The organism is Sphingomonas sp. R86521 (assembly GCF_042466235.1).
GTDB lineage: Bacteria > Pseudomonadota > Alphaproteobacteria > Sphingomonadales > Sphingomonadaceae > Sphingomonas.
This window is the reverse complement of record NZ_JAXHBY010000001.1, coordinates 3,573,241-3,599,088: the sequence shown is the minus strand read 5'-3', so window position 1 is coordinate 3,599,088 and position 25,848 is coordinate 3,573,241. Positions and strand designations below refer to the sequence as shown.

The window sequence follows — 25,848 nt, the reverse complement described above, 5'->3', positions numbered from 1 at the left end:
TAGACGTCGAGCCCGGCGGCGATCCCCACTAATATTTCATCCTTGGAAGGAATTGCGGGAACTTTCCGGTCGTCGGCGATCCGGCGGGTGCGTAAGGGGCAGCGATGCGATCGTTCCTTCGCCGTTTCTCGTTGCCGCGGGACCCTCGCGCCGCGCCCGGCCGCTCGGGCTTGCGATTGGTGCTGGCCAATCTCGGGCACCTGCTCGGCGGCAAGGCGGCGGCCGGGCTGATGAGCCTGGTCTATCTCGTCATGGTGACCCACCGGCTCGGCGCCGCCGACTACGGCGTGCTGGTGCTGGTCAACGCCTATGCGGTGCTGGTCGGCAGCGTGGTCGCGTTTTCCGGGTTCCACGGCGTCGTCCGGTTCGGCGGATTGGCGCTGGAAAGGGGCGACCGCGCCGGGTTCGCGCGGATCGTGCGATCGATGGCGGTCGTCGAACTGGCGTGCGGCGTCGTCGCGGTGATCGTCGCGGCGGCCTGCGTCCCGCTGGTCGGCGCGCGGCTGGGCTGGTCGCCCGCCACCATTCGCCTCGCCGTTCCCTACAGCCTCGCGATTATCGCGACCGTTCGCGCGACGCCGCAGGGGCTGTTGCAGATCGCCGGCCGGTTCGACCTTATCGGGCTCCACCATGCGGTGTCGCCGCTGATCCGCCTGCTCGGCGCGACCGGGGTCTGGTTCGCAGGGGGCGGCCTGACCGGGTTCATCACGGTCTGGCTGGTCGCCGCGGTGGCCGAGGGGCTGGCGATGTGGGGCCTCGGGCTGATCGCGTGGCGGCGACTTGCGCAGGACCAGCCGTTGCGCGGGCCGTGGCGCGGCGCGATGCGCGATACCGACGGCATGACCCGGTTCGTGCTGATCACCAATTTCGACATCACGGTGCGCGAACTCGCGCCCAATCTGGCGCCGCTGACGGTCGGCTGGCTGCTCGGGCCGGCGGCGGCGGGGCTGCTGGCGCTGACGCAGCGCGCCACCGCGCTGCTCGCACAGCCGACCGCGCTGCTCAGCCAGGCGAGCTATGCCGTCCTTGCAGCTCAAGTGGCGCGCGGCGATCTGGCGGGATTGCGCCACACCGTCTGGCGCAGCGCCGGTGTCGCGCTGGCGGTGGCGATCCCGATCGTCCTCGCACTGGCAATCGGCGGTGAGCGGCTGCTCGTGCTGGTCGGGGGCGCGAGCTTTGCCGGCGGCACGGTGTTGCTGATCCTGGTCGCAGCCGCGCGTGCTGCCGGGCTGGCCAGCGCACCGCTCGCCGCCGGCCTCACCGCGCTCGGCCTGCCCGGCCGCTCGATGACGGTCGGCCTCGTTACCAGCCTGGCGCTCTACCCGGTGCTGCCGCTGCTGCTGTGGCTGGTCGGTACCGACGGCGCCGGATGGCATGCGCTGTTGCAGAGCGGCGTCGCGATCGTCGCGCTGGCGGCGATGGTCCGCACCGACGCGCGTGATCGCCCGGCATGACCGTCGGCGGCCTGCGCGCGGTCTTTCTCGCCGAACGGGCGATGTTGCTGCGGCTGCTGGTCGCGCGGCTCGGCAGCGTCGAGGAGGCCGAGGACGCGTTGCAGGACCTGTGGCTCAGGCTGGAGACGGTGACCGGCGGCCCGATCGCCGAACCGATCGGCTATATCTGCCGGATGGCGTCGAACATCGCGGTCGATCGCCGACGCCGCGGCACGCGCCGCGCCGATCGCGATGGCGGCTGGCTGCAGGCACAGGCCGGCGCCGCCGAACAGCCCGATGCCGAACGCGCGCTGATCGCCCGCGAACGGCTCGCACGGGTCGAGAAGACGCTCGCGGCACTGCCCGAACGCGTCGCCACCGCGTTCCGGCTCTACCGGTTCGAGGACCTGCCGCAAAAGGCGATCGCCGAGCGGATGGGCATCAGCGTCAGCGGCGTCGAGAAGCTGTTGCACCGCGCCTATTTGAGAATACACCTCCATCGACCGGTTTCGAGTGCGGAAAAGGTACAGGCAGGACGTCTCAGTCCTGAGGAGGACCAGCGCGATGGTCGATGAAGGGGCCGGCAAGGCGAGGAACGAGACCGGAAACGGGTCGGGGCGGGGCAACCGTGCGGCGGTGCAGGCGGTCGCCTGGCATCTCCGCATGCCCACCGCCGACGCGGCCGACTGGCGCGCGTTCACCGCCTGGCTCGAGGCCGATCCAGAGCATGCGCAAGCCTATGACGCGCTCGCCGTCGCCGATGCCGAGCTCGACGATGCGCTGACCCCGCCGACCTGGTCGAACGCCGCATTGCCGGTCGCCGCCAACGACGACCGACCCGCAATGCGCGGCCGGCGCGTCGCGATCGGCGCGGCGGTCGTGCTGGCCGCAGCGGGGATCGCCGGCGTGCTGCTGCCGATGGGCGACCGCGCCACCGCCGCGGTGCGGATCGTCGAGACGCCGGCGGGTGCACGCCGTGCGGTGGTGCTCGCCGACGGCAGCCGGATCGACCTGAACGGCGGCACCCGGCTGACGATCAACGACGGCGCGTCGCGGATGGTGACGCTGGAGCGCGGCGAGGCGGTGTTCCGCGTCACGCACGATTCCGCGCATCCGTTCGTGGTCCAGTCGGGGACGATGCGGTTGCAGGACGTCGGCACGGTCTTCAACGTCGCCCGCGTCGGATCGCATCTCGGCGTCCAGGTCGCGGAGGGTGCGGTACTGTTCCAGCCCGACCATGACCGCATCATGCTGACCGCCGGCGCGGCGCTGTCGCACGTCGATGGCGAACCGCCGCGGATGGCGGGCGTCGCGGTCGGCGACGTCGGCAGCTGGCGCAGCGGGCGGCTGGTGTTCCGCCAGGCGCCGGTGCAACTGGTCGCCGCCGCGCTCGAACGCAGCACCGGGACGGCCGTGGCGGTCGCGCCCGGGCTTGCCGACACCCCGTTCACGGGATCGATCGCGGTGACCGGCGGTGCCGACCGCATGATCCCGCATGTCGCCGCGCTGATCGGCGCGCGGGCCGAGCATGCCGGCGGGCGCTGGACGCTCGTGGGAGGTCATGCCGGTCCGTAACGCCCGCATCGCCGTATCGCTGTTCGCCGCCTCCTCGTTCGCGCTGTCGCTGCCCGCCCCCGCCCGGGCGGGCGAGCAACGGCCAATCGCGGTGCTGGCGGCGCCGCTCGATCGCGCGATCGCGGTCCTGGCGCAGCAGGCCGGGGTCGATATCGGCAGCGCGGAGCCGGGGCTCGCGCGTGTCATGGCGCGCGGTGTGCAGGGCCGGATGACCGCCGCCGCCGCGCTCGACCGGTTGCTGGCCGGAACGCCGTTCGTCGCGCAGCGGATCGACGCCGGGACCTTCCGTATCGTCCGCCGCGCGGTGGTGCGTCCCGTCCGCCACCCGGTCGAGCACGCCGCGCCGCCTCCGCCATCGACCGAAGCGCCACCCGAGGTCGTCGTGACCGCGACCAAGCGCAACACCTCGCAGCTTCGCTTTCCCGGCGCGTTCACCATCCTGCGGCCCGGCGCACCGCGCGGCGCGGGTGGCGCCGTCGCGGGCACGATGGACCAGGCGATCGCCGCCACCCCGATCCTGCAAGGCACCGCGCTGGGCGCGGGGCGCAACAAGCTGTTCATCCGCGGTGTCGCGGACAGCAGCTTCACCGGCCCGACCCAGTCGACCGCAGCGGTCTATTACGGCGAAGTCCCGGTCGCGTATAACGGCCCCGATCCCGGGCTGAACCTTTACGACATGCAGCAGGTCGAAGTCCTCGAAGGACCGCAGGGCACGCTATACGGCGCGGGGGCGATCGGCGGCATCGTGCGGCTCGTCCCGAACCCGGTCGATGTGTCGAGGGTCGCGGCGACCGCCGCCGTCGGCGCCAGCGCGACCCAGTCTGGCGGCCTCGGCGGCGACCTCGCCGGGATGATCAACCTGCCCGTCCTGGCCGGCGTCGTCGGGATGCGCGCGGTCGGTTATCATGTCGTCGAGGGCGGCTATATCGACGATGTCCGGCGCGGGGAGACCGACGTCAACCGGGTGACGACCACCGGCGGCCGCCTGGATCTTCGCGCCGAGCCGATCGACGGCTGGACGATCGACGCCGGGATCGTCGCCCAGTCGATCAAGGCCCCTGATTTGCAATATGCCGAACGCGGGATGCGCGGCCTGTCGCGCGCCTCGTTCCTGGCGCAGCCGTTCGACCAGCAATATCTGCTCGGCCGAATCGTCATCGACCGACGCTGGGACGACGGCCTGCATCTCGTCTCCGCGACCGGACTCGTGCGCCGCGACGCCGCCAGCCGGTTCGACGCCACCCGGCTGGCCGTGGCACCCGTGACGATCGCTTACGATACCGACGAGCGCAGCCGGCTGTTCTCGCACGAGACCCGGCTGTCGAGGAGCGGTGCGAACGGGGCGGGGTGGCTGGTCGGGATCGCGCTGGTCCACGCCCGCGACGCCTATGCGCGCCGCTATGGCCAACCCGACCGGCTGCGCGATATCGTCGGGGTGACCAACCGGACGCGCGATGTCGCGCTGTTCGGGGAGGCCGGGGTCGCGTTCGGCCCGGCGCTGACGATCACTGCCGGGGGGCGGCTCACCCACCAGCGCACCGATGGCGATCCGATCGCCAGCCTGCGCACGACCAATTATATCCGCGGGCGCAGCACGACGCAGTTCGATCCCACGCTCGGTGCGTCATGGCTGGTGGCGCCGGGGGTGGCGGCCTATGCGCGCTACCAGTCCGCGTTCCGGACCGGCGGGATCACGGTCGCGCCGGGCATCGGGCGGGTCGCCGATCTGGTCCCCGATACCATCCGCGTGGCGGAAATCGGCATCCGCAAGGATCGCCACGGTGCGTTGGGGGTTGCCGCGTCGGCGGGGCTGTCGCTGACCGATTGGCACCATGTCCAGGCGGACGTCATCGATCGCTTCGGCTTTCCCTACACCACCAATCTCGGCGACACCCAGTTTCACGGGGTCGAGGGCAATATCGACTGGGTGCCGGTACGCGGCCTGCGAATCGCCGCGGCGATGTTCCTGAACGATACCCAGCCGCCCGATCAGGATCCGGCGCGCCGCCGGCCGGGCGCCAGCGTGCCCAACACGCCGCGCGTCGCGGGATCGGGCAGCGTCGGCTATGACTGGAGCATCGGCGCCACCGCCACCGCCGGGATCGATACCGGGTTGCGGTACGTCGGTCGCTCGACGGTCGGCACGCAGGCGCCGCTGGACCTCTCGCAGGGCAATTACGCCGTCGCGCATCTCGGCGGGTACTGGACCCGCGGGTCGGTCCGGCTGACCACGACGATCGAGAATCTGTTCGACGGCAAGGGCGATCGCTTCGCCGGCGGCAACCCGTTCGCGCTCGCCACCCGCGACGAATACACGCCGTTGCGCCCGCGGACGATCAGGCTGGGCGCCGCGATCGCCTGGTAAAGCGCCGGATGTCGGTCGCCGCTAGCGACCGATCTCAGTGTACCGAATGGATCGGCGAAGCTGTCGTCGCCGCCGTCGCCGAAGACTGGCTCGCACCGCTGACGAAGGCCATCAGCAACAATCCGGTCACCAGCACAGACGCGCTGATCAGTCCGGTCAATCTATGCTTGTCCGACGCAACTCGATTTAGGTTTGCCATGCATCTCTCTCCTCATCGGCAGGTCATCCTGCTCGACGATTCTCAGTACATCATGGATCGGCGACGCTGCAAAGAGGAAACCGCCGCGCGCACCGATCAGGCATTCGATCAATAGGGATCCCAGTCATCGATCGCCCGGGTACGTCGCAAATAGCGCAGGCCCGGTGGGACCGCAGCAATCAGGACGAGTAGGAAATCCAGCACCAAATGCATCACGCTCTCCAGCGGCTCTAACGGCCGTTTGTTGGACAATACGCAGTCGAAACACGAGCGCAATGTAATTGTAAGAAATCTGCAACGGATGCGGAAAACGGCCAGGCGACGCTGCGGTCGAGCCTTGGCGACCCGCTCCCGCCGGGGGGGCGGGAGCGGGCCGGACTGCGGAAAATAAGGAAAAACCGCAGCCGGGACACAGATACGTCGACCGACCGGCTACGGCTTCAAATTGTACGAAAAAACATACCGTTATGGTTGGATCGGGCTGGTCTACCAAAAGCGGTCCGTGCGTTGGGCGCGGATGGACGAACGCACGCTATCGATCGTCGGGATCGACTTTCCCAATCCCGACAAGAGCGGGTCGAGCCGGCGGATGGAGTTCATGATGTGCCATCCGGGCAATTCGATCGAACTGCGCCCCGCGAACCCTTCTATCCCGACGAAGAGGGGTCGGAATGGGGAGCGTAGGCGATCGATCAGTATCGCGTTGCATCGGCCCCGATGGCATGACGCGGGCATGAAAGCATTCCGGTCATGACCGCCCATCCCGCATCATGGTCGCCGCTCGGCATCGGCGTCGGCACCTACGCCAATGGCGGGGGCAGGGGAGTCTGTGCGGTCGCGGACGGCTGGACGCTCGGCGACGTCTATCCCGGCGCGGTCAACGCATCCTTCGGGGTGTATGCGCACCGCTTCGACCTGCATTACCTGGTCGACGAACGCGATGATGGCGCGGTCGGGGTTCACCGCCACGGTCCGTCGGGGTGGCAATGCCTGGCGCACGTGAAAGTCGGTGGCTCCGCGCCCTGCCACGCCGCACTGAACCACGCGGAAACCTTGCTTGCGGTCGCCAACTACATGAGCGGCAGCGTGTCGCTGTTCCGGCTCGGCGCGGATGGCCTGCCGATCGCGCCATCCCAGGTCCACGCCAACACCGGCCACGGCCCCAATGCCGAACGCCAGGAGGCGCCGCATGCGCATTGGGTCGGGTTCAGCCCTGACGATCGCTGGCTGTTCCAGACCGATCTCGGCACCGACCAGATCCTTGCTTATCCAGTCGACAACGACCGCCTCGGGCCCGCGCGGGAAGCTTATGCCGCGCGGCCGGGATCGGGGCCGCGGCATCTGCTGCTCGATCCGCGCCACACCGGCCGCGCCTGGCTGGTCAGCGAACTGGCCAACACGCTGACCGTCCTCGACCGCAGCGACGCGAGATTCACCGCCGTTCGCACGCTGTCGACGCTGCCCGACGGGTGGCAGGGCGACAGCATCGTCGCGCACCTCGCCGCGAACCGTGCCGGCGACCGGCTCTACGTCTCCAACCGCGGCCATGACAGCATCGCCGTCTTCGCGCTCGACCCGGACGGTGATGCGACTCTGCTCCAGCACGCACCGACCGGCGGCCTGTCGCCGCGCTTCTTCCTGCTCCGTGAGGACGAACGCCGCGTCGTGGTCACGCACGAGAAGAGCCAGACCGTGACCGTGCTCGAAATCCGCGAGGATGGCCGCCTCGACGCCACCGGGATCAGCCTGGCGGTACCCGGCGCGGCGTTCGCATTCGATATGGACCCCGTCGCATGACGCAGCGGCGCGTTCCCCCGGTTCTCGCCGGCGCCTCGGTCGCGGCGATCGGCATCGTCCTGATCCTGCTCGTCGGCCTCGCGGTCGATCACTGGCCGTTCGCGTTCGATCGCTCGATCATCCTCGGGCTGCGCGCCTGGGGCGGTCCGTCATGGCTACCCAAGGTCGCAGCCGACGTTACCGCGCTGGGCGGTGGCATCGTCCTGACGATCGTCGTGGTGATCGTCGCCGGCCTGCTGATCGTTCAGCGGCTCTGGCTGACAGCGGCGGCGATCGTCGCGGCCAGCGTCAGCGGCAACATCGTCGTCGAACTGGTCAAGACGCACGTCGCGCGGCCCCGCCCCGACATCGTGCAGCACCTCGTCACGGTCACGCATATGAGCTTCCCCAGCGGGCATTCGGCGAACAGCGCGATCGTCTACCTGACGCTCGCCGGCCTCGCCTCGCAGGTGACCGACGACGGCGCGACCCGACGCTACATGCTGGTCGTCGCGATCCTGCTGGTCGGCGCGATCGGGTGCAGCCGGGTCTATCTGGGCGTCCACTGGCCCAGCGACGTGCTCGCCGGGTGGAGCTTCGGGACGCTGTGGGCACTCGCCTGGTGGCTGGCGACCGCCCGCGTGCGAACCTCAATCGGCGGCGAGCGCTAGCACCGCACGTGCCGCCTTCAAATGCGGCGCGTCGACCATCCTGCCGTCCATCTGCAGCGCGCCCGCGCCCGGGTTGGCGGCGAACAGCTCGACGATCCGCTGCGCATGATCGCGCTCCTCCGCCGAGGGCGTGAACGCGGCGTTGATCACGGGAACCTGGCTTGGATGGATCGCCATCATCCCCGTGAAGCCGTCGCGCCGCCCGCGCGCCGCATAGGCGGCGAGCCCGTCCAGGTCGCGGAAATCGGGGTACACCGTCTCGATCGCCGGCACGCCCGCGGCATGCGCGCCGAACAGCGTCAGCGACCGCGCGAGCTGGTACGGCGCGGTGTACGACCCATCCGCCTCGCGCGAGGTCGCCGCACCGATCGCGGCGGGCAGATCCTCCGCCCCCCAGGTCAGCCCGCACAACCGCGGCGTCACCCCGCCATAGCTGCCGAGCGCAAAGATCGCCGCCGGCGTCTCGGTCGCGATCGGCAGGATGCGGATGTCGCCACTGAGCATCGCGTCCAGCGCCGCCAGGCTCGCCGCCCCTTCGGCCTTGGGCAGCACGATCCCGTCCGGCCGACCCGGCAGCACCGCGGCAAGATCGTCAGCCGCGAGGCCCGAATCGAGCGGATTGATCCGCACGAACAAGGCGCGCGGGCGTGGCTCACTTAGGAACGCCGCAATCGCTTCCCGCGCCGCCGCCTTGGCGCCCGGCGCGACCGAGTCCTCGAGGTCGAGGATCAGCGCGTCGGCGTCGAGCGCCGCCGCCTTGACCATCCGCTCCGGCCGATCGCCCGGCACGAACAATAGCGACCGCAACCTCACCGCCCGCGCTCGGCCAGCACGCGCTCCCAGCCGAGCGCATCGCGCACGATCCCGTCGAGATCGGCATGTTTCGGCGTCCAGTCGAGCGTCGCCAGGATCGCGCGATTGTCGGCGACCAGCGCGGCGGGGTCGCCCGCGCGCCGCCCCTCGAGGCGTCGCTCGATTGTCCGGTTGGTGATCCGGTCGACCGCGTCCAGCACCTCGAGCACCGAGAATCCGCGGCCATAGCCCGCGTTGAGGATATGGCTCTTGCCGGGCTCCGCGACCAGCAGGTCGAGCGCGGCGACATGCGCGGCGGCCAGGTCGGTGACGTGGATATAGTCGCGCACCCCGGTCCCATCGGGGGTATCGAAGTCGGTACCGTAGACGCCGACCGCGTCGCGCTTGCCGGTCGCCGCCTCGACCGCGATCTTGATCAGATGCGTCGCGCCGATCGTCGACTGTCCGCTGCGTCCCTGCGGATCGGCGCCGGCGACGTTGAAGTAGCGCAGGGCGGCATAGTTGATCGGGTGCGCCGCGGCGACGTCGCGCAGCATCGCCTCGGTCATCAGCTTCGACATGCCGTACGGGTTGATCGGCACGGTCGGGTCGCCTTCCGCCACCGGGACCCGCTCGGGCGTGCCATAGGTCGCAGCGGTCGACGAGAAGATGAAATGCGCGACGCCCTCGGCTACCGCGCTCTCGATCAGGGATCGGCTCGCGGCGGTGTTGTTGCGGTAATATTTGAGCGGGTCGCTGACCGATTCGGGCACCACCACCGAGCCTGCGAAATGCAGGATCGCGCGCACGCCGTGCTCGCGGATCGCCCCGCGCACCGCGTCGTCGTCGGCGACGTTCGCCTGTACCAGCGCCGCGCGGCGGTCGACCGCCCAGTCGAATCCGGTCACCAGATTGTCGACCACCACCACCTGATGCCCAGCGTCGAGCAGCGCCAATACCGCATGGCTGCCGATATAACCGGCCCCGCCCGTCACCATCACCTTGCCGTCGATCACGCCCGTCTCCTCTTTGTCTCGCGGTAGCGGCTTCCTATCTTGGCGGAAAGGAGATCGTGATGACGGATTATGTAACGTTGGCCGGTGGCTGTTTCTGGTGCACCGAGGCGGTGTTCAAGGATGTGATCGGCGTGCAGTCGGTCGAAAGCGGCTATATCGGCGGGCATGTCCCCGACCCGACCTACAAGCAGGTCTGCGGCGGCGACACCGGCCATGCCGAGGCGATCCGGATCGGCTATGATGCAGATCAGCTCGCGCTCGGCGACCTGCTCGACATCTTCTTCGCGACGCACGACGCGACGACGTTGAACCGCCAGGGCAACGACGTCGGCACGCAGTATCGCTCGGCGATGTTCCCGGCCGACGACGCGCAACAGGCCGAGATGCAGGCCGCGCTCGACCGTGCTCAGGCGGGTAGCGACAAGCCGATCGTGACCACCATCGAGCCGATGGCGACCTGGTACCCGGCGGAAATCTACCACCAGGATTACTGGGAAACCTCGGGCCGCTCGAACCCGTATTGCATGGCGGTGATTCCCCCCAAGCTGCAGAAACTCCGCAAGAGTTTCGCCGCTCGGTCGAAAGCGGCGGTGAACGCTTAACGCCGACCGATAGCCGTTCCCCCGCGGACGCGGGGGCCCAGCTAAATACCGTAATCGGACCTGACTCCTGGACCCCCGCCTTCGCGGGGGAACAGGGGCTTAACGGTGCGCGGCGCGGCGGAGGCGATCGTTGATCGCTACGCCGATGCCGTCGGCTGGTATCGGAGCGACCGCGATCCGAGCCGACGCATTCGCATCCGCCTGATGCAGCAGGTCGAACAACTTCGCCGCGGCTTCGATCAGGTCTCCCGATGCTGACAGCGACACATCCCCGGCAATCGCGCCGAACCCGATCAGCCATTCGTCCGCCTCTGCTGCTACCGCATTCAACCGCAACAACTTCTTCGGCGCATAATGGCTGTCGAGTTGCCCCGGCGCCGTCACCCCAATCCCCCCCGGCGAAGGCCGGGGCCCAGTTGAGGGACGGTCATGATCGGCGTTGCGCGCAGTTACATCAGACGTTCCAACTGGGCCCCGGCCTCCGCCGGGGAACCGCATAGCCAGCGCCTCCCCCGTAACCGGCCCCGGCCGCAACACCGTCCGCCCCATCACGATCGTCGACTCCAGCCCCGCCTCGGTAGCCCCATCGTCGATGATCAGCGGCACGTTCCCGCCCAAACTCGCCGCAACATGCGCCGCGGTGGTCGGTGAAATCCCCCCGCTCGCATTCGCCGAAGGCGCCGCCAGTGGTCGCCCCGACGCCGCGATCAGGTCCTGCATCGCGCGGTGCCGCGGCACCCGGATCGCGATCGTGTCCAGCCCCGCCGTCACCAGCGAAGCGATCCCCGAATCCGCCCGCAGCGGCAGTACCAGCGTCAGCGGCCCCGGCCAGAACGCCGCCGCCAGCGCGCGCGCATCCGCATCGAACACCGCGATCCGTTCCGCCGCCGCCATATCCGCCACATGCACGATCAGCGGATTGAAGCTTGGCCGCCCCTTCGCCGCATAAATCCCCGCCACCGCCGCCGCATCGGTCGCATCCGCGGCGAGTCCGTACACCGTCTCGGTCGGCACCGCGACGAGTCCGCCGGCACGAATCACCGCGGCCGCCTGCGCGATCGCGGCCGTGCCGTAGGGTAAAATCAGGGGGTGTGGACGGGCCATTTCGAAGGCCTATAGCGGGCGCAAAGCGTAGCGATAAGAGGATGCGATGGCCTTCACCCCAGCGACCACCGAACAGCGTTTCCTGCTCGACCATGTCGTCCGGATCGACCAGCTCGCGGCGACCGAGCGGTACGCCGCCGCCAGCGACGATGTCGTCGACGCCGTGCTCGAAGGGGTTGGCCAGTTCGCCGCGGGCGAATGGGCGCCGCTCAACCGCGCCGGCGACACCGTCGGCGCGAAATGGACCCCCGACGGCGTCGTCATGCCCGACGGCTTCGCGCAGGCGTACAAGGATTATGTCGAGGGCGGTTGGGGCACGATTGGCGTCGAGGAAGAATGGGGCGGGCAGGGGCTTCCGTTCGCGATCCAGACCGCGGTGCTCGACACGCTCGGCAGCGCCAACATGGGCTTCGCACTCTGCCCGACGCTGACCGTCGGCGCGATCGAGGCGCTGGCGCACCACGGCTCACCCGAGCAGCAGGCGCTCTACTTGCCCCATCTCGCGACCGGCGAATGGACCGGCACGATGAACCTCACCGAGCCGCAGGCCGGCTCCGACGTCGGTGCCCTCCGCGCGACGGCGACCCCCCTCGGCGACGGCAAATGGTCGATCAAGGGCACGAAGATCTACATCTCGTTCGGCGATCACGACATGGCGCCGAACATCGTCCACCTCGTCCTCGCCCGCACCCCCGGCGCGCCCGCGGGGACCAAGGGCATCTCGCTGTTCCTCGTCCCCAAGTTCCGCCTCAACGAAGACGGCACGCCCGGCGCCTTCAACGACGTCCGCGTCGTCTCGATCGAGCACAAGATGGGGCTTCACGCGTCCCCCACCTGCGTGCTGAGCTTCGGCGACACCGACGATTGCGTCGGCGAACTGATCGGCGCCGAACTCGGTGGCATCCGCGCGATGTTCACGATGATGAACAACGCACGCCTCAACGTGGGACTGCAGGGCGTCCAGGTCGCGGAGGGCGCGACGCAGGCCGCTGTCGCCTACGCGCTCGACCGCGTCCAGTCGGCGCGCGCGGGCTCGGCCAGCCGCGATTCGGTCAAGATCGTCGAGCATCCCGACGTCCGCCGCATGCTGATGCGGATGAAGGCGCAGACCCAGGCGGCACGCGCGCTGGTTTATTACGCCGCCGGCCAGGTCGACCGCGCCAATCTCGGCGATGCCGCCGCGCGCAACCGGCTCGAACTCGTCACCCCGCTGGCAAAGGCGCACGGCACCGATCTCGGCAACGAAGTCGCCAGCCTCGGCATCCAGGTCCACGGCGGCATGGGCTATGTCGAGGAAACCGGCGCCGCGCAGTATTTCCGCGATGCCCGCATCACGCCGATCTACGAGGGCACCAACGGCATCCAGGCCGCCGATCTGGTCGGCCGCAAACTCGCGCTGGATAATGGCGGCGCGTTCGCCACGCTGATCGCCGACATCCGTGCCGAAGCGACCGACGCCAACCTGATCGCGCTGGTCGACGCCTGCGAAGACATCGGCCGCCGCCTCGCGACCTCGGACGCCGACGACAAGCTGGCGGCAAGCTACCCCTTCCTCACCATGCTCTCGGTCGCGACCTGTGGCTGGCTGATGGAACGCCAGGGCCGCATCGCCGCGAACGGTTCGGACGACTTCTCGCGTATGAAGACCGCCGCTGCGCGCTTCTATCTCGAACAGATCGTCCCCGAAGCGATGGGGCTGAAGGCGGCAGCGACGGCGAGTGCCGCGGTACTCTACTCGATATCGCCCGAAGCGTTCGCCGCCTGACCCCCACCACCCCCGTCATCCTGACGAAAGTCAGGACCCAGAGCCCACGAGCGCCACCGCCCGTAACCCTGGGTCCCGGCTTCCGCCGGGATGAGGGAGGGGGCGGTCCTCCATCGTTCCCGATCAGTCAGCCTTCCGCGCCCACCTCGAAAATTTCCTCGATCCGGCACCCGAACAGCGCCGCGATCTTGAACGCCAGCGGCAGCGACGGATCGTACCGCCCGGTCTCGATCGCATTTACGCTCTGCCGCGACACCTCGAGCCGTTCCGCCAGATCCCCCTGGCTCCAGTCGCGCTCGGCGCGCAGCACCTTCAGCCGGTTCTTCACGCCGTCCGCCGCATCGTCACGAGGTTGTAGCCCCAGCCCACCCACAACCCCGCGAACCAGAGCACCGCGGTGTAATAGGCGGCGAGGTGCGGAACGAGTCCGACACCCTCCAGAAACCCCCAGGCGGTGGTGATGCTCAGCATGAAGCCACTGGCGATCAAGGCCTGGCGGATCATCAGCATGCGCAGATATTCGTCGGTTTCCTCGACCATGTACCGTCCGAGCGCGAGGAACACGCCGATCAACGGCATCGCCGGCAGCAGCGCGACGAGATAGGCGATCGGTCCGTGGAGCGCCTGGTGCCGGAACAGATACACCATCGCTAACAGCAGCACGCCGTAAGCGGTGCTGAGGACCATCACCCGACGATTGTACCGACGGATCGCAGCATTGGTTAGCATGACAAGCTCCCTTTCGAATCAGTAAGGGAAGCTTTACATGCCGGGTGCCTGACTAGTCAAGCTTGCTTGTCATCCGACAGACTTGCGTCTGCATGACCTTTGCGACGTTCGGTCGTCAGATGATGTAATCCACCGTCTTCATCTGCGCCCGGTCCGCGCTGACCGCGCCGCGCTTGGCGACCATCTGGCGGTGGAGTTCGCGCACCGTGTCGCTGCCGCGCGTCTTGCAGAATGCGGGGATGAAGGCATGGACCAGCGCGCCGATCCCGCCCGCGATCATGGTCACGCCGAACCGGCCGGCGACGCCGAAATGCTGGGCATAGCTCTCGCCGACGGTTTCGGGGTGGTCGAGGAACAGGCGGCGGAACATCGGCGGTCTCCTTGGCCGCACCCTACCGCACGGCGAGAGTATCGACCATCCCCGCTGCCAGCGCGCTCAGACTGTCGTCCCGCGCGCCCATCACCACGATCCGGTCGCCCGGACGCGCCTCCGCAACAAGCGACGCCGCCGCCTCCGCCCGGTCGGCCACATAGCGCGCGTCGCGCGTCCCGGCCGCGACCTTCGCGACGATATCCGCGCTCGTCACCTCGCGGTTCACGGTCCCGCCATGATAGACCGGGTCGGGCAGCACCAGCACATCGCCGTCGCGCATCCGATCGACGAACGTCGTGACCAGCGCATCGCCCATCACTTTCAACGGGCCATAGCCATGCGGCTGGAACAGCAGCAGCAGCCGTCCCGGAAACGCATGCAGCGTGTCCAGCGTCGCCGCGATCTTGTCTGGGTTGTGCCCGAAATCGTCGATCACCGCGACGCCGCCGGCTTCTCCGACAAGGTCGAACCGCCGCCGCAGCCCGGTGAATCCGCCGATTGCGCGCACCGCGTCACGCAGCGAAACCCCCGCCGCGACCGCCGCGCCGATCGCGGCCAGCGCGTTCGACACATTGTGCCGCCCCGGTACCTGCAGCGTCACCGGCACCGGCGCATTGCCGCCCACGACCAGCGCGAAGTCGACCGCGAACGGCCGTTCCACCACGTCGCGCGCGCAGAAATCGGCGTCGCGATCGACCGCGAAACTCGTCACCCGCCGCCGCGGCAACCCCTCTGCCAGCGCCGCCGCGTCGGCATTGTCGATATTGACGATCGCGGTCTCGGCCTTGCCGATGAAGTCCGCGAACAGCACGCGCAGCTCGTCGAGCCCCTTGTGGTCCAGGCTGACATTGTTGAGCACCGCGATCCGCGGCGTGTATCCGGCGATCGACCCGTCGCTCTCGTCGACCTCGCTGACAAAGGCTTCCCCGCCCCCGACCAGCGCGCTGGCGAACGGCGCATCGGGCCCCGCGAAATTCTTCATCACCGCGCCGTTCATCACGGTCGGATCGCGGCCCGTCGCATGGAGAATCCAGCCGATCATCCCGGTCACGGTCGATTTGCCGCTGGTCCCGGCGATTCCGATCGGCAGGTCGCTCGCGTTGAACAGCGACGCCAGCATCGCCGCCCGCGTGATCTGCTCGCATCCCAGCGTCTCGGCCACCACCATGTCGGGCACGCTCGCCTCGATCGCGGCGGAGGCGATCACGATCTGGTCCTTCGACACGATCCCGCTGCCGTCCTGCGGGAACAGCGAAACGCCGCGCCGTGCCAGGTCGTCGAACTTGGTCGGCACGCGGCCCTGGTCGAGCCCGCGGTCCGATCCCGCCACGCGCGCGCCGCGCCCGGCCAGGATCATCGCCAGCGGCATCATGCCGGAACCGCCGATGCCGACGAAAAAGTAGGATTTGCCGTGTCGCATCGCGCCGCGCTATCGGCGGTTGTCCGACAGGGCAAGTTTGCAGATTGGGGAGACGGACAATCAGGATCGGAGTCCTCGCCGCATCGAGCCGCGCCAATGCCGACGCGATCCCGAAGATCGTCGCCTACGCCGCGGCGGCCTATCCGGAAGTCGAACTCGTCTTCCACCCGCAGTGCACCGCGACCGACGGCCATTTCGCCGGCTCCGACTTCGCGCGCGCCGCGGCGTTTCTAGAATACGCCAACGACCCGGCGTTCGACGCGCTGTGGTTCCTGCGCGGCGGCTACGGCGCCAACCGCATCCTCGCGATGACGATGCCGCATCTGACGCGCGCTGCGCATCACAAGGCGTATGTCGGCTATTCGGACGTCGGCTTCCTGCTCGGCGCGCTCTACGCCCGGCGGATCGGGCGGCCCGTGCACGGCCCGATGGTCAGCGACATCAACCGCCAGGACGGCGACGCCACCGTCGCGCGGACGTTAGGCTGGCTCGCGCGCCACGACCGTGCAGGGCTTGAGCCGGGGCTCAACGGCCAGCCGTCCGCAGCGTTCAACCTGACCATCCTGACCTCGCTGATCGGCACGCCGTGGCTGCCCGACCTCACCGATCACGTGCTGATCGTCGAGGAGGTGTCGGAACCGATGTACAATGTCGACCGCATCCTCTTCAAAATCGCCAACGCCACCCAGCTCAAGGGTATCGCCGGCCTCCGCCTCGGCGCGGTCAGTGCGCTGAAGCCCAACGATCCGCCCTGGGGCGAGACGCTAGACTACATGATGGTGCGCTGGAGCCGCGATATGGATGTGCCGTATCTCGGGCGCGCGGAGATCGGCCATACGCAGACCAACCACGTCGTACCGTTCGGGATCGTCTGAAGTCCTGCCCCGTTCCGACGCGCCCTCCTTCGTCATCCCGGGCTTGACCCGGGACCCAGGGTAACGAACGCCACCGCCTGTAACCCTGGGTCCTGACGTTCGTCAGGATGACGGCGATAGTGTCCAAGACACCCGCCTTGCCTATATACCCTTAGCGACGGCATAAGCCCCGCTCTCAACGCCTCCATGAAAGCCTTTCCATGTCCGCCATGTTCCGCATCACGCTGCCCGACGGTTCCGTCCGCGAGGTTGCGCCGGGGACTACCCCTGCGGATGTGGCCGCCGCGATCGGCCCGGGTCTCGCCAAGGCCGCGCTCGCCGCGCGTATCGACGGACAGGTCCGCGACCTCAACCGCCCGTTCGAGGGCGACACGCAGCTTGCCCTCGTCACCGCGCGCGACGAGGCTGATGCGCTCGAACTCGTCCGCCACGATCTCGCGCACGTCATGGCGGAAGCGGTGCAGAACCTGTTCCCCGGCACCGAGATCACCTTCGGCCCCGCGACCGACGACGGCTTCTACTACGACTTCGCGCCGAAAGAGCGCCAGTTCACCGACGACGACCTGCCCGCGATCGAAGCCGAGATGCGTGCGATCATCGCCCGCAACGAACCGTTCACGCGCGAAGTCTGGAGCCGCCAACAGCTCATCGACCGCTGGACCCAGCAAGGCGAGCGCTTCAAGGCCGAATGGGCCGCCGAACTGCCCGAGGGCGAGGAACTGACGATCTATCGCCAGGGCGACTGGCTCGACATGTGCCGCGGCCCGCACATGGTCTCGACCGGCAAGCTCGACCCGGCCGCGTTCAAGCTCACACGCGTGTCCGGCGCCTACTGGCGCGGGGACCAGAAGAACGCGATGCTAAGCCGCATATACGGCACCGGCTGGCTCAACAAGAAGCAGCTCGATCAGCACCTCTTCCGCCTTGAGGAAGCCGCCAAGCGCGACCATCGGAAGATCGGGCAGGAGATGGACCTGTTCCACCTCCAGTCCGAGGCGCAGGGCTCGGTGTTCTGGCACCCCAAGGGTTTCGTCCTGTGGCGCCAGCTCGAGGCGTATATGCGCCGCCGTCTCGACGCCGCCGGCTATGAGGAGGTGAAGACCCCGCAGCTGATGGACGCGCGCCAGTGGGAGCAGTCCGGCCACTGGGGCAAGTACCGCGAGAACATGTTCGTGGTGCCCGACGAAATCCCGGGTACCGAGGACGACGCCGCGATCTTCAGCGGCACCGCCGACCTGATGGCGCTGAAGCCGATGAACTGCCCCGCGCACGTCCTGATCTTCCGCCAGGGGATCAAGTCGTACCGCGACCTGCCGATGCGCCTCGCCGAATTCGGCTGCTGCCACCGCAACGAGCCGCACGGCGCGCTGCACGGCATCATGCGCGTTCGCCAGTTCACCCAGGACGACGCGCATATCTTCGTCCGCGAGGACCAGCTGGTCGAGGAAGTGCAGAACTTCTGCGAACTGCTCGACAGCGTCTACCGCGACCTCGGCTTCGAGGATTACGCGGTGAAGCTCGCGCTGCGCCCCGACCAGCGCTTCGGCAGCGAGGACATGTGGGACAAGGCCGAGGGCGAACTCCGCGAGGCGGTGATGAGCTCCAACCTGTCCGACGCGATCAAGGAAAAGTTCGAGGAACTGCCGGGCGAGGGCGCGTTCTATGCACCCAAACTCGAATTCCACCTGACCGACGCGATCGGCCGGACCTGGCAGGTCGGCACGATCCAGTCGGACCGCGTGCTACCCGACCGCCTCGACGCGTCGTATGTCGGCCAGGACGGCGAGCGCCATCGCCCGGTGATGCTCCACCGCGCGATCCTCGGGACGTTCGAACGCTTCATCGGCATCCTGATCGAGCACCATGCCGGGCGCTTCCCGCTCTGGCTGGCGCCGGTGCAGGTGGTGGTCGCGACGATCGTCTCGGACGCCGACGATTATGCGGAAACCGTTGCCGCGGCGCTGCGCAAGGCCGGGCTCCGCGTCGAGACCGACCTGCGCAACGAGAAGATCAACTACAAGGTCCGCGAGCACAGCCTGGCCAAGGTCCCCAACCTGCTCGTCGTCGGCAAGCGTGAGGCCGAGGAGGGCAAGGTCGCGCTGCGCACGCTCGGCAGCCAGGCACAGACCATCCTGACGCTGGACGAAGCGGTCGAACGCCTGCGGACCGAAGCGATCGCACCCGATTTGGCTGCACAGCCCGGCCTGAACGCCTGAACGGGCGACCCCCGCGATGGCGCGGGGGTCGCCGAAACGATCTCAGAGCGGCTTGCCCGAATCCTTCCACCGGTCGAGCACCTGCGACGCCGGTGGCAGGTTGTCGGAGGCCGCTGCGGCCGGCGGGGTCACCTGCGGTGTATCGCCACGACCGTAATCGGACTGTACCAGCGGCAGCGTCGGCACCGTGGCCGACACTGCTGCCAGCGTCAGCGGCGTAACCGGGGCAACCGGCAGATGCGGCCCCGGCACCGGCTCACCACCCAGATAGCGCTGCGAAAACGCCGAGGCGGTGCCCCAGAACCCCTTCCACCGATGGAAGAAATGCGCGCCGACCACGTCGGTCATCACCAGGCTGCGGTTCCACGCCGGGGTCACCGCATAGGTGTGGTAATGCGTCGCAAGGCCTACCCCGGCGAACACATAGCCCGCCAGCGCCGCACCCGCGACGCGCTCCGCCCGCAGCCACGCAGTACGCGACGGAACCCGCGCCATCGCGCCGTCGCAGGCGAAGCTGAACTGGCAGACCGTCCGTTCCGACCCCTGGTACACCACGCCGCACACCGTTGCCGGAAACGCAGGGTGCCGAACGCGGTTGAGGATCACCTGCGCCACCGCCTGCTGCCCGGGATCGGGTTCCGACGCCGCCTCGTAATAGATCGCCGCGGTCAGGCACTGCACCGCGCGGGCGCGATCGGCCGCGCTTGCCCGCGCCATCGAAAACGGCGGTGCGGTGGTAATGCCGACATCGGACGCGACGATCCGGTCGGCGGCGGCGGCCGACATCGGCAGGTCGGGCAGCGCGATCGTCCCGGTCACGCCGATCGCCGGCGCCGCCGTACCGGCTATGGCCGGGCGATCCGCATAGATCAACGCGGCACCCGGAAAATGCTCGTCCGCCTCATACCCGCGGCGGGCATCGGCCACCGTCGTCACGGCCTCATGCGCATCCATCGCGCGCAGCGCGGCATGCGCCGACATCCCCGCGGCCACGACCAGCCCGACCGCGACCAGCGCAGCCCAGATGCGGCCCATCAGCCGGAGTGTCGTCAACCGAACGCGCAAAAGCCCATACCTTCTCGGCCAGCGGGCCGCCTCTAGCCAGCGCCCGCCACCTGCCATAGCCGATCGGGTGCTACCGTTCCGCTACCAATATGCCGCCGTCCTGCAGTGGGACGAAACCGCGATCCGGCAACGATTGCGCAGGAGTCCGCGGCCCTATTTCAACGTCGCGCTATCCAGCTTCAGCGCCGCCTCCGGAATCACCTCGACGTTCGGATAGGCCTTCCGCAGCGGCGCGATGAACTGCTTCGCGTCGCCGACCACGACGATGCTCGCCGCCTTCGGATCGAGCAACGCCGCCGCGGCAGCCTGCGTCGCTGCCGGATCGACCGCCCCGACCGCCTGTATGTAGCGCTGCAGCTCGGACAGCGGGACCCCCTGCATGACGTAGTTGCCCAGGATCCCGGCGACGCCATCGGTGGTCTCGATGGTGCGACCGAAGCCGCCGACCAGCACCGCCTTGCGCGTTTCCAGTTCCGCGGCCGGCACCGGCTCGCGACCCATCCGCGTCATCTCGGCCTCGATCAGCGTCACCACCTCGGCCGCGGTCGGGTTCTTGGTCTGCGTCCGCGCCGCGACGATGCCGGGCAGGCGCCGCGCCTGCACCCCGCTCGATGCGCCATAGGCCAGACCGCGCTTGATCCGCACTTCCTGGTTCAACCGCGACGAGAAGCCGCCGCCGAGCACGGTGTTGGCGACCGCCAGCGGATAGAAGCGCGAATCGGTCCGCGCGATACCCGGCCGTGCGACCACCACGCCGGCTTGGCCGGCATCGGGCATGTCGACGACGATGACGCGAGGCGCCGGAACCGGACCGGCCGCAGGGGTAGCGGTCGCACCCGAAGCGGGCGCCTTCCAGCGGCCGAAATCGGCCTCGGCCAGGCGCTTCGCCGCTGCCGCCGTGATGTCGCCGACCACTACCAGGGCAGCACCGTCGGGCCGCCAGGTCCGCGCGTACGATGCGGTCAGGTCGGTCCGGGCGATCGCCTTCAGCGACGTCGCGGTTCCCTCCAGCGCCATGCCGTACGGCGCTGCGCCGAACACCGCGCGGTTGGCGACCAGCCCGGCAAGCTGCGCCGGGTCCTTCATCGTCAACGTGACGCCGTCGATCGCCTGCGCGCGGGCGCGCTCGATCTCTTCGGGGGCGAACACCGGGTTGATCGCGACATCGGCGAGGATCGCCATCGCCGGGACCAGCTGGTCGGACTTCACCGTCACGCCGACCGACGCGCCATCGCGGTCGGCATCGCTGCCGATCGATCCGCCGAGCGATTCGATCGCGCGCGCGATCTCGGTCGCCGATCGCGTCTTGGTCCCCTTGGTCATCAGGTCGGCGGCCAGGCTTGCGGCCCCCGCACGCGTTGCCGGGTCGGTCGCGCCGCCGCCGTTCGCGATCAGCGCCGCGGTGACGATCGGCAGGTCGTGGCGCTCGACCACGATCAGCCGCATGCCGTTGGCGAGGCGCATCTCGACCGGTTGCGGAATCGCCGCGGCGATCGGCTGCGCGGGGGCGGGGGGCTTGACCCGGTCCGCCTCGCTGGCCGGGGTAACGATCTCGACGTTGGCCGGCGCCGCCAAGTCCGCGACGCGCACCGTCGGGGCCAGCGCGATGGTGTCGCCGCTGCCCTGCTTGGCGGCCAGCGGCAGATAACGGATCGTCGCCGCCTGGTTGTCGGCCAGATAGGCGCGGGCGACATGCTGCACGTCCGCGGCCGTCACCCGGGCGATCGCCGCGAGCTGCTGGTCCGCCGCACGCGGATCGCCATCGACGATCACCGACGACGCCAGCGTGCTCGCCTTGCCTTCGGCGGTCTCGCGGCTCTTGATCGTCGCGGTGAGGATCTCGTTCTTGGCCTCGCTCAGCTCCGCCGCCGTCACCGGCGCATCGCGCAACCGGGCGACCTCGCGCTTCAGCGCCGCCTCGCCCGCTTCCGCGGTCTTGCCGCCCGCCAGGATCGCATAGACCACCAAATTGCCGGTCGACTGCTTGGTATCGAGGAACGCCTCGGCCGACTGCGCCAGCTGGTCGCGGTAGACCAGGCTCTCGTACAGCCGCGAACTCTCGCCGGTCGCCAGCACCGCCTTCAGCACGGTCAGCGCGGGGATGTCGTCATCGCGGTCGGCGGGCACGTGATAGCTGATCAGCACCGCGGGCAGCGGCGTGTTGGGCTCGTACACCGTTCGCGTGACCGCGACGGTCCGCGGCGGCTCGGCGACGGTGACGCGCGGGATCGGCCCGGCCGGCCGCGCGATCCCGCCGAAATACTGCGCGACCCAGGCGTCGAGCTGCGCCGGATCGAAATTGCCCGATACCACCAGCACCGCATTGTCGGGCCGGTAATAGGTCGCATGGAAGGCGCGGACGTCGTCGATGCCCGCGGCTTCGAGGTTCTCCAGGCTGCCGATCGTGCCGCGCGCATAGGGATGCGTGGTATAGGCGAGCGCCGGCATATAGACCGAGAACAGCTTGCCGTACGGCCGCGACAGCGTGCTCTGGCGCAGCTCCTCCTTCACGACGTCGCGCTCGGAGGCGAAGCTCTTGGGCTCGACCACCAGGCTCGCCATCCGGTCGGCTTCCGCGAACAGCAGCCGCTGCAGGTGGTTGGCCGGCACCACCTCGTAGTAATTGGTGTAATCGTCGTTGGTCGACGCGTTGTTATAGCCGCCGACGTCCTCGGTCAGCCGGTCCATCTGCTCCGACACCAGGTTGCGCGTCGATTTGAACATCAGGTGTTCGAACATGTGCGCGAAGCCCGACTTGCCCTTCGGGTCGTCCTTCGATCCGACGTCGTACCAGACCTGCACCGATACGTTCGGGGTCTTGGTATCGCGGATCGCATAGACGCGCAGGCCGTTCGCCAGCGTCTTCTCGGTGAACGCGATCGGTTTGACCGCAACCGCGGGCGTCGGCGCTGGCTTCTGCGCCGCTGCCGCCAAGGGAATGAGTGCCGCGGTGAGCAGCAAGGCGGAGCGGAGCAGGCGCATCCTTACTTCTTCGAACGCGGGCGGTTGGCGTACAGCACGGCGCCGGCGATCGCTGCCGATCCGATCCCGACCCCAAGGCCGATCGCACCCAGCGGCCAGCTCTTCGCCTTGTCGACCGCGGTCTTGGCGGCGGCTTCGGCGTGGTCCTTGGCTTCCTTCGCCGCGGCGAGGATCTCGTTCGGGGCGTCGTGGGTCGGCTTGGTCATGATGTACTCCTACACTTTTGCTCTACAGCACCTTGGCTTTACAGCACTGGGCGTTTGTAGCGCAGGCGGAATTGGTCCGCATACGCTTTCAATGTCCCGCCCGCGATCGCCGCGCGCAGATCCGCCATCAGCGTTTCATAGAACCAGATATTGTGTTCCGTCATCAACATCGCACCCAGCATCTCGCCGGCGCGGACCAGATGATGCAGATAGGCGCGGCTCCACGTCGCACAGGTCGGGCAGGGGCAGGCGGCATCGATCGGCGCCTGGTCCTCGTTGAACTTCGCGTTGCGGATGTTGATCGGCCCGTCGCGCGTGAACGCCTGGCCGGTGCGCCCCGACCGCGTCGGCATCACGCAGTCGAACATGTCGATGCCGCGCTCGACCGCGCCGACGATGTCGTCGGGCTTGCCGACCCCCATCAAATATCGCGGCTTGTCGGCGGGCAGCTGCCCGGGCGCGAAGTCGAGGCAGCCGAACATCGCGTCCTGGCCTTCGCCGACCGCGAGCCCGCCGACCGCATAGCCGTCGAAGCCGATATCGGTCAGCGCCGCTGCGCTGTCGCCGCGCAGCGTGCGGTCGAGCGCGCCCTGCTGGATCCCGAAGATCGCCGCGCCCGCCGCATGCTCCTCGCCGCCGTCGAACGCCACGCGGCTGCGCTTGGCCCAGCGCATCGATCGCTCCATCGCCGCCGCCTGGACCTCGCGGGTGCTGGTGGTCGGCACCAGTTCGTCGAACGCCATGACGATGTCGGAGCCGAGCAATCGCTGGATTTCGATCGACCGTTCCGGGCTCAGCAAATGGCGGGTGCCGTCGAGGTGCGACTTGAACGCGACCCCCTCCTCCGACCGCTTGGTCAGGTCGGCCAGGCTCATCACCTGGTATCCGCCCGAATCGGTCAGGATCGGCCGGTTCCAGCCCATCAAGCCGTGCAGCCCACCGAGCCGATCGACGCGCTCGGCGCCCGGCCGCAGCATCAAATGATAGGTGTTGCCCAGGATGATGTCGGCGCCCGCCGCCTCGACGTCGCGCGGCTTCATCGCCTTGACGGTGGCGGCGGTGCCGACCGGCATGAACGCAGGCGTGCGGATCGTGCCCCGGCGCATCTCGATCGCGCCGGTACGCGCGGCGCCGTCGATAGCGGCGATGGTAAAGGCGAAGCGTGGGGTCATTTCGGTTTCCCGCCCGGCTTGCCGCCGGGACGCACGGGGGTGGTCGGGCCGTTCGCGTCGATCGGCCGGGTCTTGAACGTCAGCAATTCGGACCGCGCCAGTTCGCCGTCGTGATTGACGTCCCAGCGCGAGAACAGCCGGTCGAACTGGCGCTGCATCTCGGCCAGCGTGATCCGGTTGTCGCCGTCGCGGTCGACGTCATAGGGTGCGGGCAGCGCGGTCCGGTCGCCCAGCCACCGCAACGCCCAATCGGAATAACCCAGATACCCGAGCGATCCGGCCTTCGCGGTGTCCGCTTCCGCAAAACCGCGCGCGACGCACGCCGCCAGTTCGGCGCGGGTGACCATCGCATCGCCGTTCCCATCGCACGCCGCCGCGAACATCGCCGCCGGCTCGACCACGATCGTCGCGGGAGTCTGCGGCGTCGCCTTCCCCGGTGCGGTCACGAATACCTCGACCTGCAGCAAAGCCAGTGCGAGCAGGATCATGGCAGCAGCAACGATGCGTCGCCGTAACTGTAGAACCGATAGCGTTCGGCGATCGCATGCGCGTACGCCGCCTGCATCCGTTCGCGCCCCATCAGCGCCGAAACCAGCATGAACAGGGTCGATCGCGGCAGGTGGAAGTTGCTTATCAGGCCGTCGATCCCGCGAAAGCGATACCCGGGCGTGATGAAGATCGCGGTGTCGCCTTCGAACGGCTGGATCACGCCGTCGGCATCGGTCGCGCTTTCGATCAGGCGCAGCGACGTCGTGCCGACCGCGATCACGCGGCCGCCGGCGGCGCGGACCGCGTTCAGCTGGTCGGCGGTCGCTGCGTCGATCCGGCCCCATTCGGCGTGCATGCGGTGGTCGACGGTGTCGGTCGCCTTGACCGGCAGGAACGTCCCCGCGCCGACATGCAGCGTCAGCGTCGCCCGGCCGATGCCTGCGGCTTCGAGCGCCGCCATCAGCGCCGGAGTGAAGTGCAGCGCGGCCGTGGGGGCCGCGACCGCGCCCGGTTCGGCGGCGAACATCGTCTGGTAGTCGGCGGCGTCACGCTCGTCGGTCGGGCGCTTGCCGGCGATATAGGGCGGCAACGGCATGTGCCCGGCGCGCTCCAGCAGCAGTTCCACCGGTTCGTCGCCGACGAATTCCAGCGCGAAGCTGCCGTCGTCCTCGCGGTCGACTGCCGCTGCGGATACGCCCGATCCGAAGTCGATCACATCGCCGTCGCGCAGACGCCGTCCGTTGCGGATGAACGCACGCCAGCGCCGCGGCCCCTCGCGCTTGTGCAGCGTCGCGCCGATCCGCGCATCGCCGCGCTGGCCATCGAGCTGCGCCGGAATCACGCGGGTATCGTTGAACACCAGCATGTCGCCCCGCCTGAGCAGCCCGGGCAGATCGGCGACCCCCGCATCGCGAGTCGCATCGCCGTCGAGCACCAGCATCCGCGCCGCATCGCGCGGCGACGCGGGGCGCAGCGCGATACGGTCGTTCGGGAGGTCGAAGTCGAAAAGGTCGACGTTCACCG

24 protein-coding genes are annotated in these 25,848 nt (G+C 68.8%); 11 read left to right on the top strand and 13 right to left on the bottom strand.

Annotation, left to right across the window (positions count from 1 at the left end; all coding sequences use genetic code 11):
* Window positions 1-104 precede the first annotated feature (104 nt).
* From SJY20_RS16595 to SJY20_RS16565, 7 genes are all read left to right on the top strand, one after another.
* Window positions 105-1,454, top strand: a complete 1,350-nt coding sequence (locus tag SJY20_RS16595) for a lipopolysaccharide biosynthesis protein (protein ID WP_380788085.1) — start codon at window positions 105-107, stop codon at window positions 1,452-1,454.
* Window positions 1,451-2,008 carry an RNA polymerase sigma factor gene (locus SJY20_RS16590; RefSeq protein WP_380788083.1) on the top strand — a complete coding sequence of 186 codons (558 nt, stop codon included), beginning with the start codon at window positions 1,451-1,453 and terminating at the stop codon, window positions 2,006-2,008. The genes SJY20_RS16595 and SJY20_RS16590 overlap by 4 nt, the downstream gene beginning before the upstream one ends.
* Window positions 1,998-3,008 (top strand): FecR family protein, encoded by a 1,011-nt coding sequence (locus SJY20_RS16585; protein WP_380788081.1) that lies wholly within the window; start codon window positions 1,998-2,000, stop codon window positions 3,006-3,008. The genes SJY20_RS16590 and SJY20_RS16585 overlap by 11 nt, the downstream gene beginning before the upstream one ends.
* Window positions 2,995-5,373, top strand: a complete 2,379-nt coding sequence (locus SJY20_RS16580; RefSeq protein WP_380788079.1) for a TonB-dependent receptor — start codon at window positions 2,995-2,997, stop codon at window positions 5,371-5,373. Before SJY20_RS16585 ends, SJY20_RS16580 begins: the two co-directional genes overlap by 14 nt.
* Before the next feature lie 8 nt (window positions 5,374-5,381).
* Window positions 5,382-5,687 carry a hypothetical protein gene (locus tag SJY20_RS16575; RefSeq protein WP_380788077.1) on the top strand — a complete coding sequence of 102 codons (306 nt, stop codon included), beginning with the start codon at window positions 5,382-5,384 and terminating at the stop codon, window positions 5,685-5,687.
* A gap of 635 nt (window positions 5,688-6,322) precedes the next feature.
* Window positions 6,323-7,369: a lactonase family protein gene (locus tag SJY20_RS16570; protein ID WP_380788075.1), complete on the top strand. Its 1,047-nt coding sequence runs from the start codon at window positions 6,323-6,325 to the stop codon at window positions 7,367-7,369.
* The gene (locus SJY20_RS16565) at window positions 7,366-8,019 is read left to right on the top strand and encodes a phosphatase PAP2 family protein (protein WP_380788073.1); all 654 of its coding nucleotides are present in this window, start codon (window positions 7,366-7,368) and stop codon (window positions 8,017-8,019) included. The genes SJY20_RS16570 and SJY20_RS16565 overlap by 4 nt, the downstream gene beginning before the upstream one ends.
* Here the strand turns inward: SJY20_RS16565 and SJY20_RS16560 are convergent.
* A complete protein-coding gene (locus SJY20_RS16560) occupies window positions 7,999-8,832 on the bottom strand; it encodes an HpcH/HpaI aldolase/citrate lyase family protein (protein WP_380788071.1) in 834 nt (277 codons plus the stop codon). The two genes, SJY20_RS16565 and SJY20_RS16560, sit on opposite strands and share 21 nt — an antisense overlap.
* Window positions 8,829-9,827 carry a UDP-glucose 4-epimerase GalE gene (gene galE / locus SJY20_RS16555; RefSeq protein ID WP_380788069.1) on the bottom strand — a complete coding sequence of 333 codons (999 nt, stop codon included), beginning with the start codon at window positions 9,825-9,827 and terminating at the stop codon, window positions 8,829-8,831. The genes SJY20_RS16560 and galE overlap by 4 nt, the downstream gene beginning before the upstream one ends.
* 59 nt (window positions 9,828-9,886) lie before the next feature.
* Here galE and msrA point away from each other — a divergent pair, with 59 nt between their 5' ends.
* Window positions 9,887-10,429, top strand: coding sequence for a peptide-methionine (S)-S-oxide reductase MsrA (gene msrA, locus SJY20_RS16550; RefSeq protein ID WP_380788067.1), 543 nt, complete (start codon window positions 9,887-9,889; stop codon window positions 10,427-10,429).
* A 99-nt stretch (window positions 10,430-10,528) separates the two neighbouring features.
* On the opposite strand, the gene SJY20_RS16545 is transcribed toward msrA, so the two are convergent.
* On the bottom strand, window positions 10,529-11,533 hold the full coding sequence (locus SJY20_RS16545) for an L-threonylcarbamoyladenylate synthase (protein ID WP_380788065.1): 1,005 nt from the start codon (window positions 11,531-11,533) through the stop codon (window positions 10,529-10,531).
* 46 nt (window positions 11,534-11,579) lie between these two features.
* Between SJY20_RS16545 and SJY20_RS16540 the strand changes: the two genes are divergently transcribed.
* Window positions 11,580-13,298 carry an acyl-CoA dehydrogenase gene (locus SJY20_RS16540; RefSeq protein ID WP_380788063.1) on the top strand — a complete coding sequence of 573 codons (1,719 nt, stop codon included), beginning with the start codon at window positions 11,580-11,582 and terminating at the stop codon, window positions 13,296-13,298.
* Between the two features lie 127 nt (window positions 13,299-13,425).
* On the opposite strand, the gene SJY20_RS16535 is transcribed toward SJY20_RS16540, so the two are convergent.
* From SJY20_RS16535 to murC, 4 genes are all read right to left on the bottom strand, one after another.
* Window positions 13,426-13,626 (bottom strand): helix-turn-helix transcriptional regulator, encoded by a 201-nt coding sequence (locus SJY20_RS16535; RefSeq protein WP_380788061.1) that lies wholly within the window; start codon window positions 13,624-13,626, stop codon window positions 13,426-13,428.
* Window positions 13,623-14,027: a hypothetical protein gene (locus tag SJY20_RS16530; RefSeq protein ID WP_380788059.1), complete on the bottom strand. Its 405-nt coding sequence runs from the start codon at window positions 14,025-14,027 to the stop codon at window positions 13,623-13,625. Before SJY20_RS16530 ends, SJY20_RS16535 begins: the two co-directional genes overlap by 4 nt.
* Before the next feature lie 115 nt (window positions 14,028-14,142).
* Window positions 14,143-14,397 carry a DUF6356 family protein gene (locus SJY20_RS16525; protein WP_380788057.1) on the bottom strand — a complete coding sequence of 85 codons (255 nt, stop codon included), beginning with the start codon at window positions 14,395-14,397 and terminating at the stop codon, window positions 14,143-14,145.
* 22 nt (window positions 14,398-14,419) lie between these two features.
* On the bottom strand, window positions 14,420-15,820 hold the full coding sequence (gene murC, locus SJY20_RS16520; RefSeq protein ID WP_380788055.1) for a UDP-N-acetylmuramate--L-alanine ligase: 1,401 nt from the start codon (window positions 15,818-15,820) through the stop codon (window positions 14,420-14,422).
* A 59-nt stretch (window positions 15,821-15,879) separates the two neighbouring features.
* Here murC and SJY20_RS16515 point away from each other — a divergent pair, with 59 nt between their 5' ends.
* Complete coding sequence (locus SJY20_RS16515; RefSeq protein ID WP_380788761.1) at window positions 15,880-16,695, top strand: LD-carboxypeptidase; 816 nt, start codon at window positions 15,880-15,882, stop codon at window positions 16,693-16,695.
* Window positions 16,696-16,895: 200 nt separating this feature from the next.
* The gene (gene thrS, locus SJY20_RS16510; RefSeq protein ID WP_380788053.1) at window positions 16,896-18,911 is read left to right on the top strand and encodes a threonine--tRNA ligase; all 2,016 of its coding nucleotides are present in this window, start codon (window positions 16,896-16,898) and stop codon (window positions 18,909-18,911) included.
* Between the two features lie 42 nt (window positions 18,912-18,953).
* On the opposite strand, the gene SJY20_RS16505 is transcribed toward thrS, so the two are convergent.
* The 6 genes from SJY20_RS16505 to queA all read right to left on the bottom strand — a co-directional run bounded on the left by SJY20_RS16505 (window position 18,954) and on the right by queA (window position 25,846).
* Window positions 18,954-19,946: a cell wall hydrolase gene (locus SJY20_RS16505; protein ID WP_380788051.1), complete on the bottom strand. Its 993-nt coding sequence runs from the start codon at window positions 19,944-19,946 to the stop codon at window positions 18,954-18,956.
* A 183-nt stretch (window positions 19,947-20,129) separates the two neighbouring features.
* Window positions 20,130-22,958 carry a M16 family metallopeptidase gene (locus SJY20_RS16500; protein WP_380788049.1) on the bottom strand — a complete coding sequence of 943 codons (2,829 nt, stop codon included), beginning with the start codon at window positions 22,956-22,958 and terminating at the stop codon, window positions 20,130-20,132.
* 2 nt (window positions 22,959-22,960) lie between these two features.
* Entirely contained in the window at window positions 22,961-23,164 is a 204-nt protein-coding gene (locus tag SJY20_RS16495; protein WP_380788047.1) for a hypothetical protein, read from the bottom strand.
* 38 nt (window positions 23,165-23,202) lie between these two features.
* Complete coding sequence (tgt, locus tag SJY20_RS16490) at window positions 23,203-24,336, bottom strand: tRNA guanosine(34) transglycosylase Tgt (protein WP_380788045.1); 1,134 nt, start codon at window positions 24,334-24,336, stop codon at window positions 23,203-23,205.
* Window positions 24,333-24,824: an EF-hand domain-containing protein gene (locus SJY20_RS16485; RefSeq protein WP_380788043.1), complete on the bottom strand. Its 492-nt coding sequence runs from the start codon at window positions 24,822-24,824 to the stop codon at window positions 24,333-24,335. The genes tgt and SJY20_RS16485 overlap by 4 nt, the downstream gene beginning before the upstream one ends.
* The gene (gene queA / locus SJY20_RS16480; RefSeq protein WP_380788041.1) at window positions 24,821-25,846 is read right to left on the bottom strand and encodes a tRNA preQ1(34) S-adenosylmethionine ribosyltransferase-isomerase QueA; all 1,026 of its coding nucleotides are present in this window, start codon (window positions 25,844-25,846) and stop codon (window positions 24,821-24,823) included. Before queA ends, SJY20_RS16485 begins: the two co-directional genes overlap by 4 nt.
* Window positions 25,847-25,848: the final 2 nt, after the last annotated feature.

Excerpts from the sequence above, each read along its gene's own strand:
- SJY20_RS16525 (WP_380788057.1), bottom strand. The coding sequence starts at position 14,397 with ATGTTCCGCCGCCTGTTCCTCGACCACCCCGAAACCGTCGGCGAGAGC.
- SJY20_RS16530 (WP_380788059.1), bottom strand. The coding sequence starts at position 14,027 with ATGCTAACCAATGCTGCGATCCGTCGGTACAATCGTCGGGTGATGGTC.
- murC (WP_380788055.1), bottom strand. The coding sequence starts at position 15,820 with ATGCGACACGGCAAATCCTACTTTTTCGTCGGCATCGGCGGTTCCGGC.
- SJY20_RS16580 (WP_380788079.1), top strand. The coding sequence starts at position 2,995 with ATGCCGGTCCGTAACGCCCGCATCGCCGTATCGCTGTTCGCCGCCTCC.
- SJY20_RS16570 (WP_380788075.1), top strand. The coding sequence starts at position 6,323 with ATGACCGCCCATCCCGCATCATGGTCGCCGCTCGGCATCGGCGTCGGC.
- msrA (WP_380788067.1), top strand. The coding sequence starts at position 9,887 with ATGACGGATTATGTAACGTTGGCCGGTGGCTGTTTCTGGTGCACCGAG.
- SJY20_RS16595 (WP_380788085.1), top strand. The coding sequence starts at position 105 with ATGCGATCGTTCCTTCGCCGTTTCTCGTTGCCGCGGGACCCTCGCGCC.
- SJY20_RS16590 (WP_380788083.1), top strand. The coding sequence starts at position 1,451 with ATGACCGTCGGCGGCCTGCGCGCGGTCTTTCTCGCCGAACGGGCGATG.
- SJY20_RS16500 (WP_380788049.1), bottom strand. The coding sequence starts at position 22,958 with ATGCGCCTGCTCCGCTCCGCCTTGCTGCTCACCGCGGCACTCATTCCC.
- SJY20_RS16545 (WP_380788065.1), bottom strand. The coding sequence starts at position 11,533 with ATGGCCCGTCCACACCCCCTGATTTTACCCTACGGCACGGCCGCGATC.
- SJY20_RS16585 (WP_380788081.1), top strand. The coding sequence starts at position 1,998 with ATGGTCGATGAAGGGGCCGGCAAGGCGAGGAACGAGACCGGAAACGGG.
- SJY20_RS16495 (WP_380788047.1), bottom strand. The coding sequence starts at position 23,164 with ATGACCAAGCCGACCCACGACGCCCCGAACGAGATCCTCGCCGCGGCG.
- SJY20_RS16565 (WP_380788073.1), top strand. The coding sequence starts at position 7,366 with ATGACGCAGCGGCGCGTTCCCCCGGTTCTCGCCGGCGCCTCGGTCGCG.
- tgt (WP_380788045.1), bottom strand. The coding sequence starts at position 24,336 with ATGACCCCACGCTTCGCCTTTACCATCGCCGCTATCGACGGCGCCGCG.
- SJY20_RS16575 (WP_380788077.1), top strand. The coding sequence starts at position 5,382 with ATGTCGGTCGCCGCTAGCGACCGATCTCAGTGTACCGAATGGATCGGC.
- thrS (WP_380788053.1), top strand. The coding sequence starts at position 16,896 with ATGTCCGCCATGTTCCGCATCACGCTGCCCGACGGTTCCGTCCGCGAG.
- SJY20_RS16540 (WP_380788063.1), top strand. The coding sequence starts at position 11,580 with ATGGCCTTCACCCCAGCGACCACCGAACAGCGTTTCCTGCTCGACCAT.
- SJY20_RS16485 (WP_380788043.1), bottom strand. The coding sequence starts at position 24,824 with ATGATCCTGCTCGCACTGGCTTTGCTGCAGGTCGAGGTATTCGTGACC.
- SJY20_RS16505 (WP_380788051.1), bottom strand. The coding sequence starts at position 19,946 with ATGGGCCGCATCTGGGCTGCGCTGGTCGCGGTCGGGCTGGTCGTGGCC.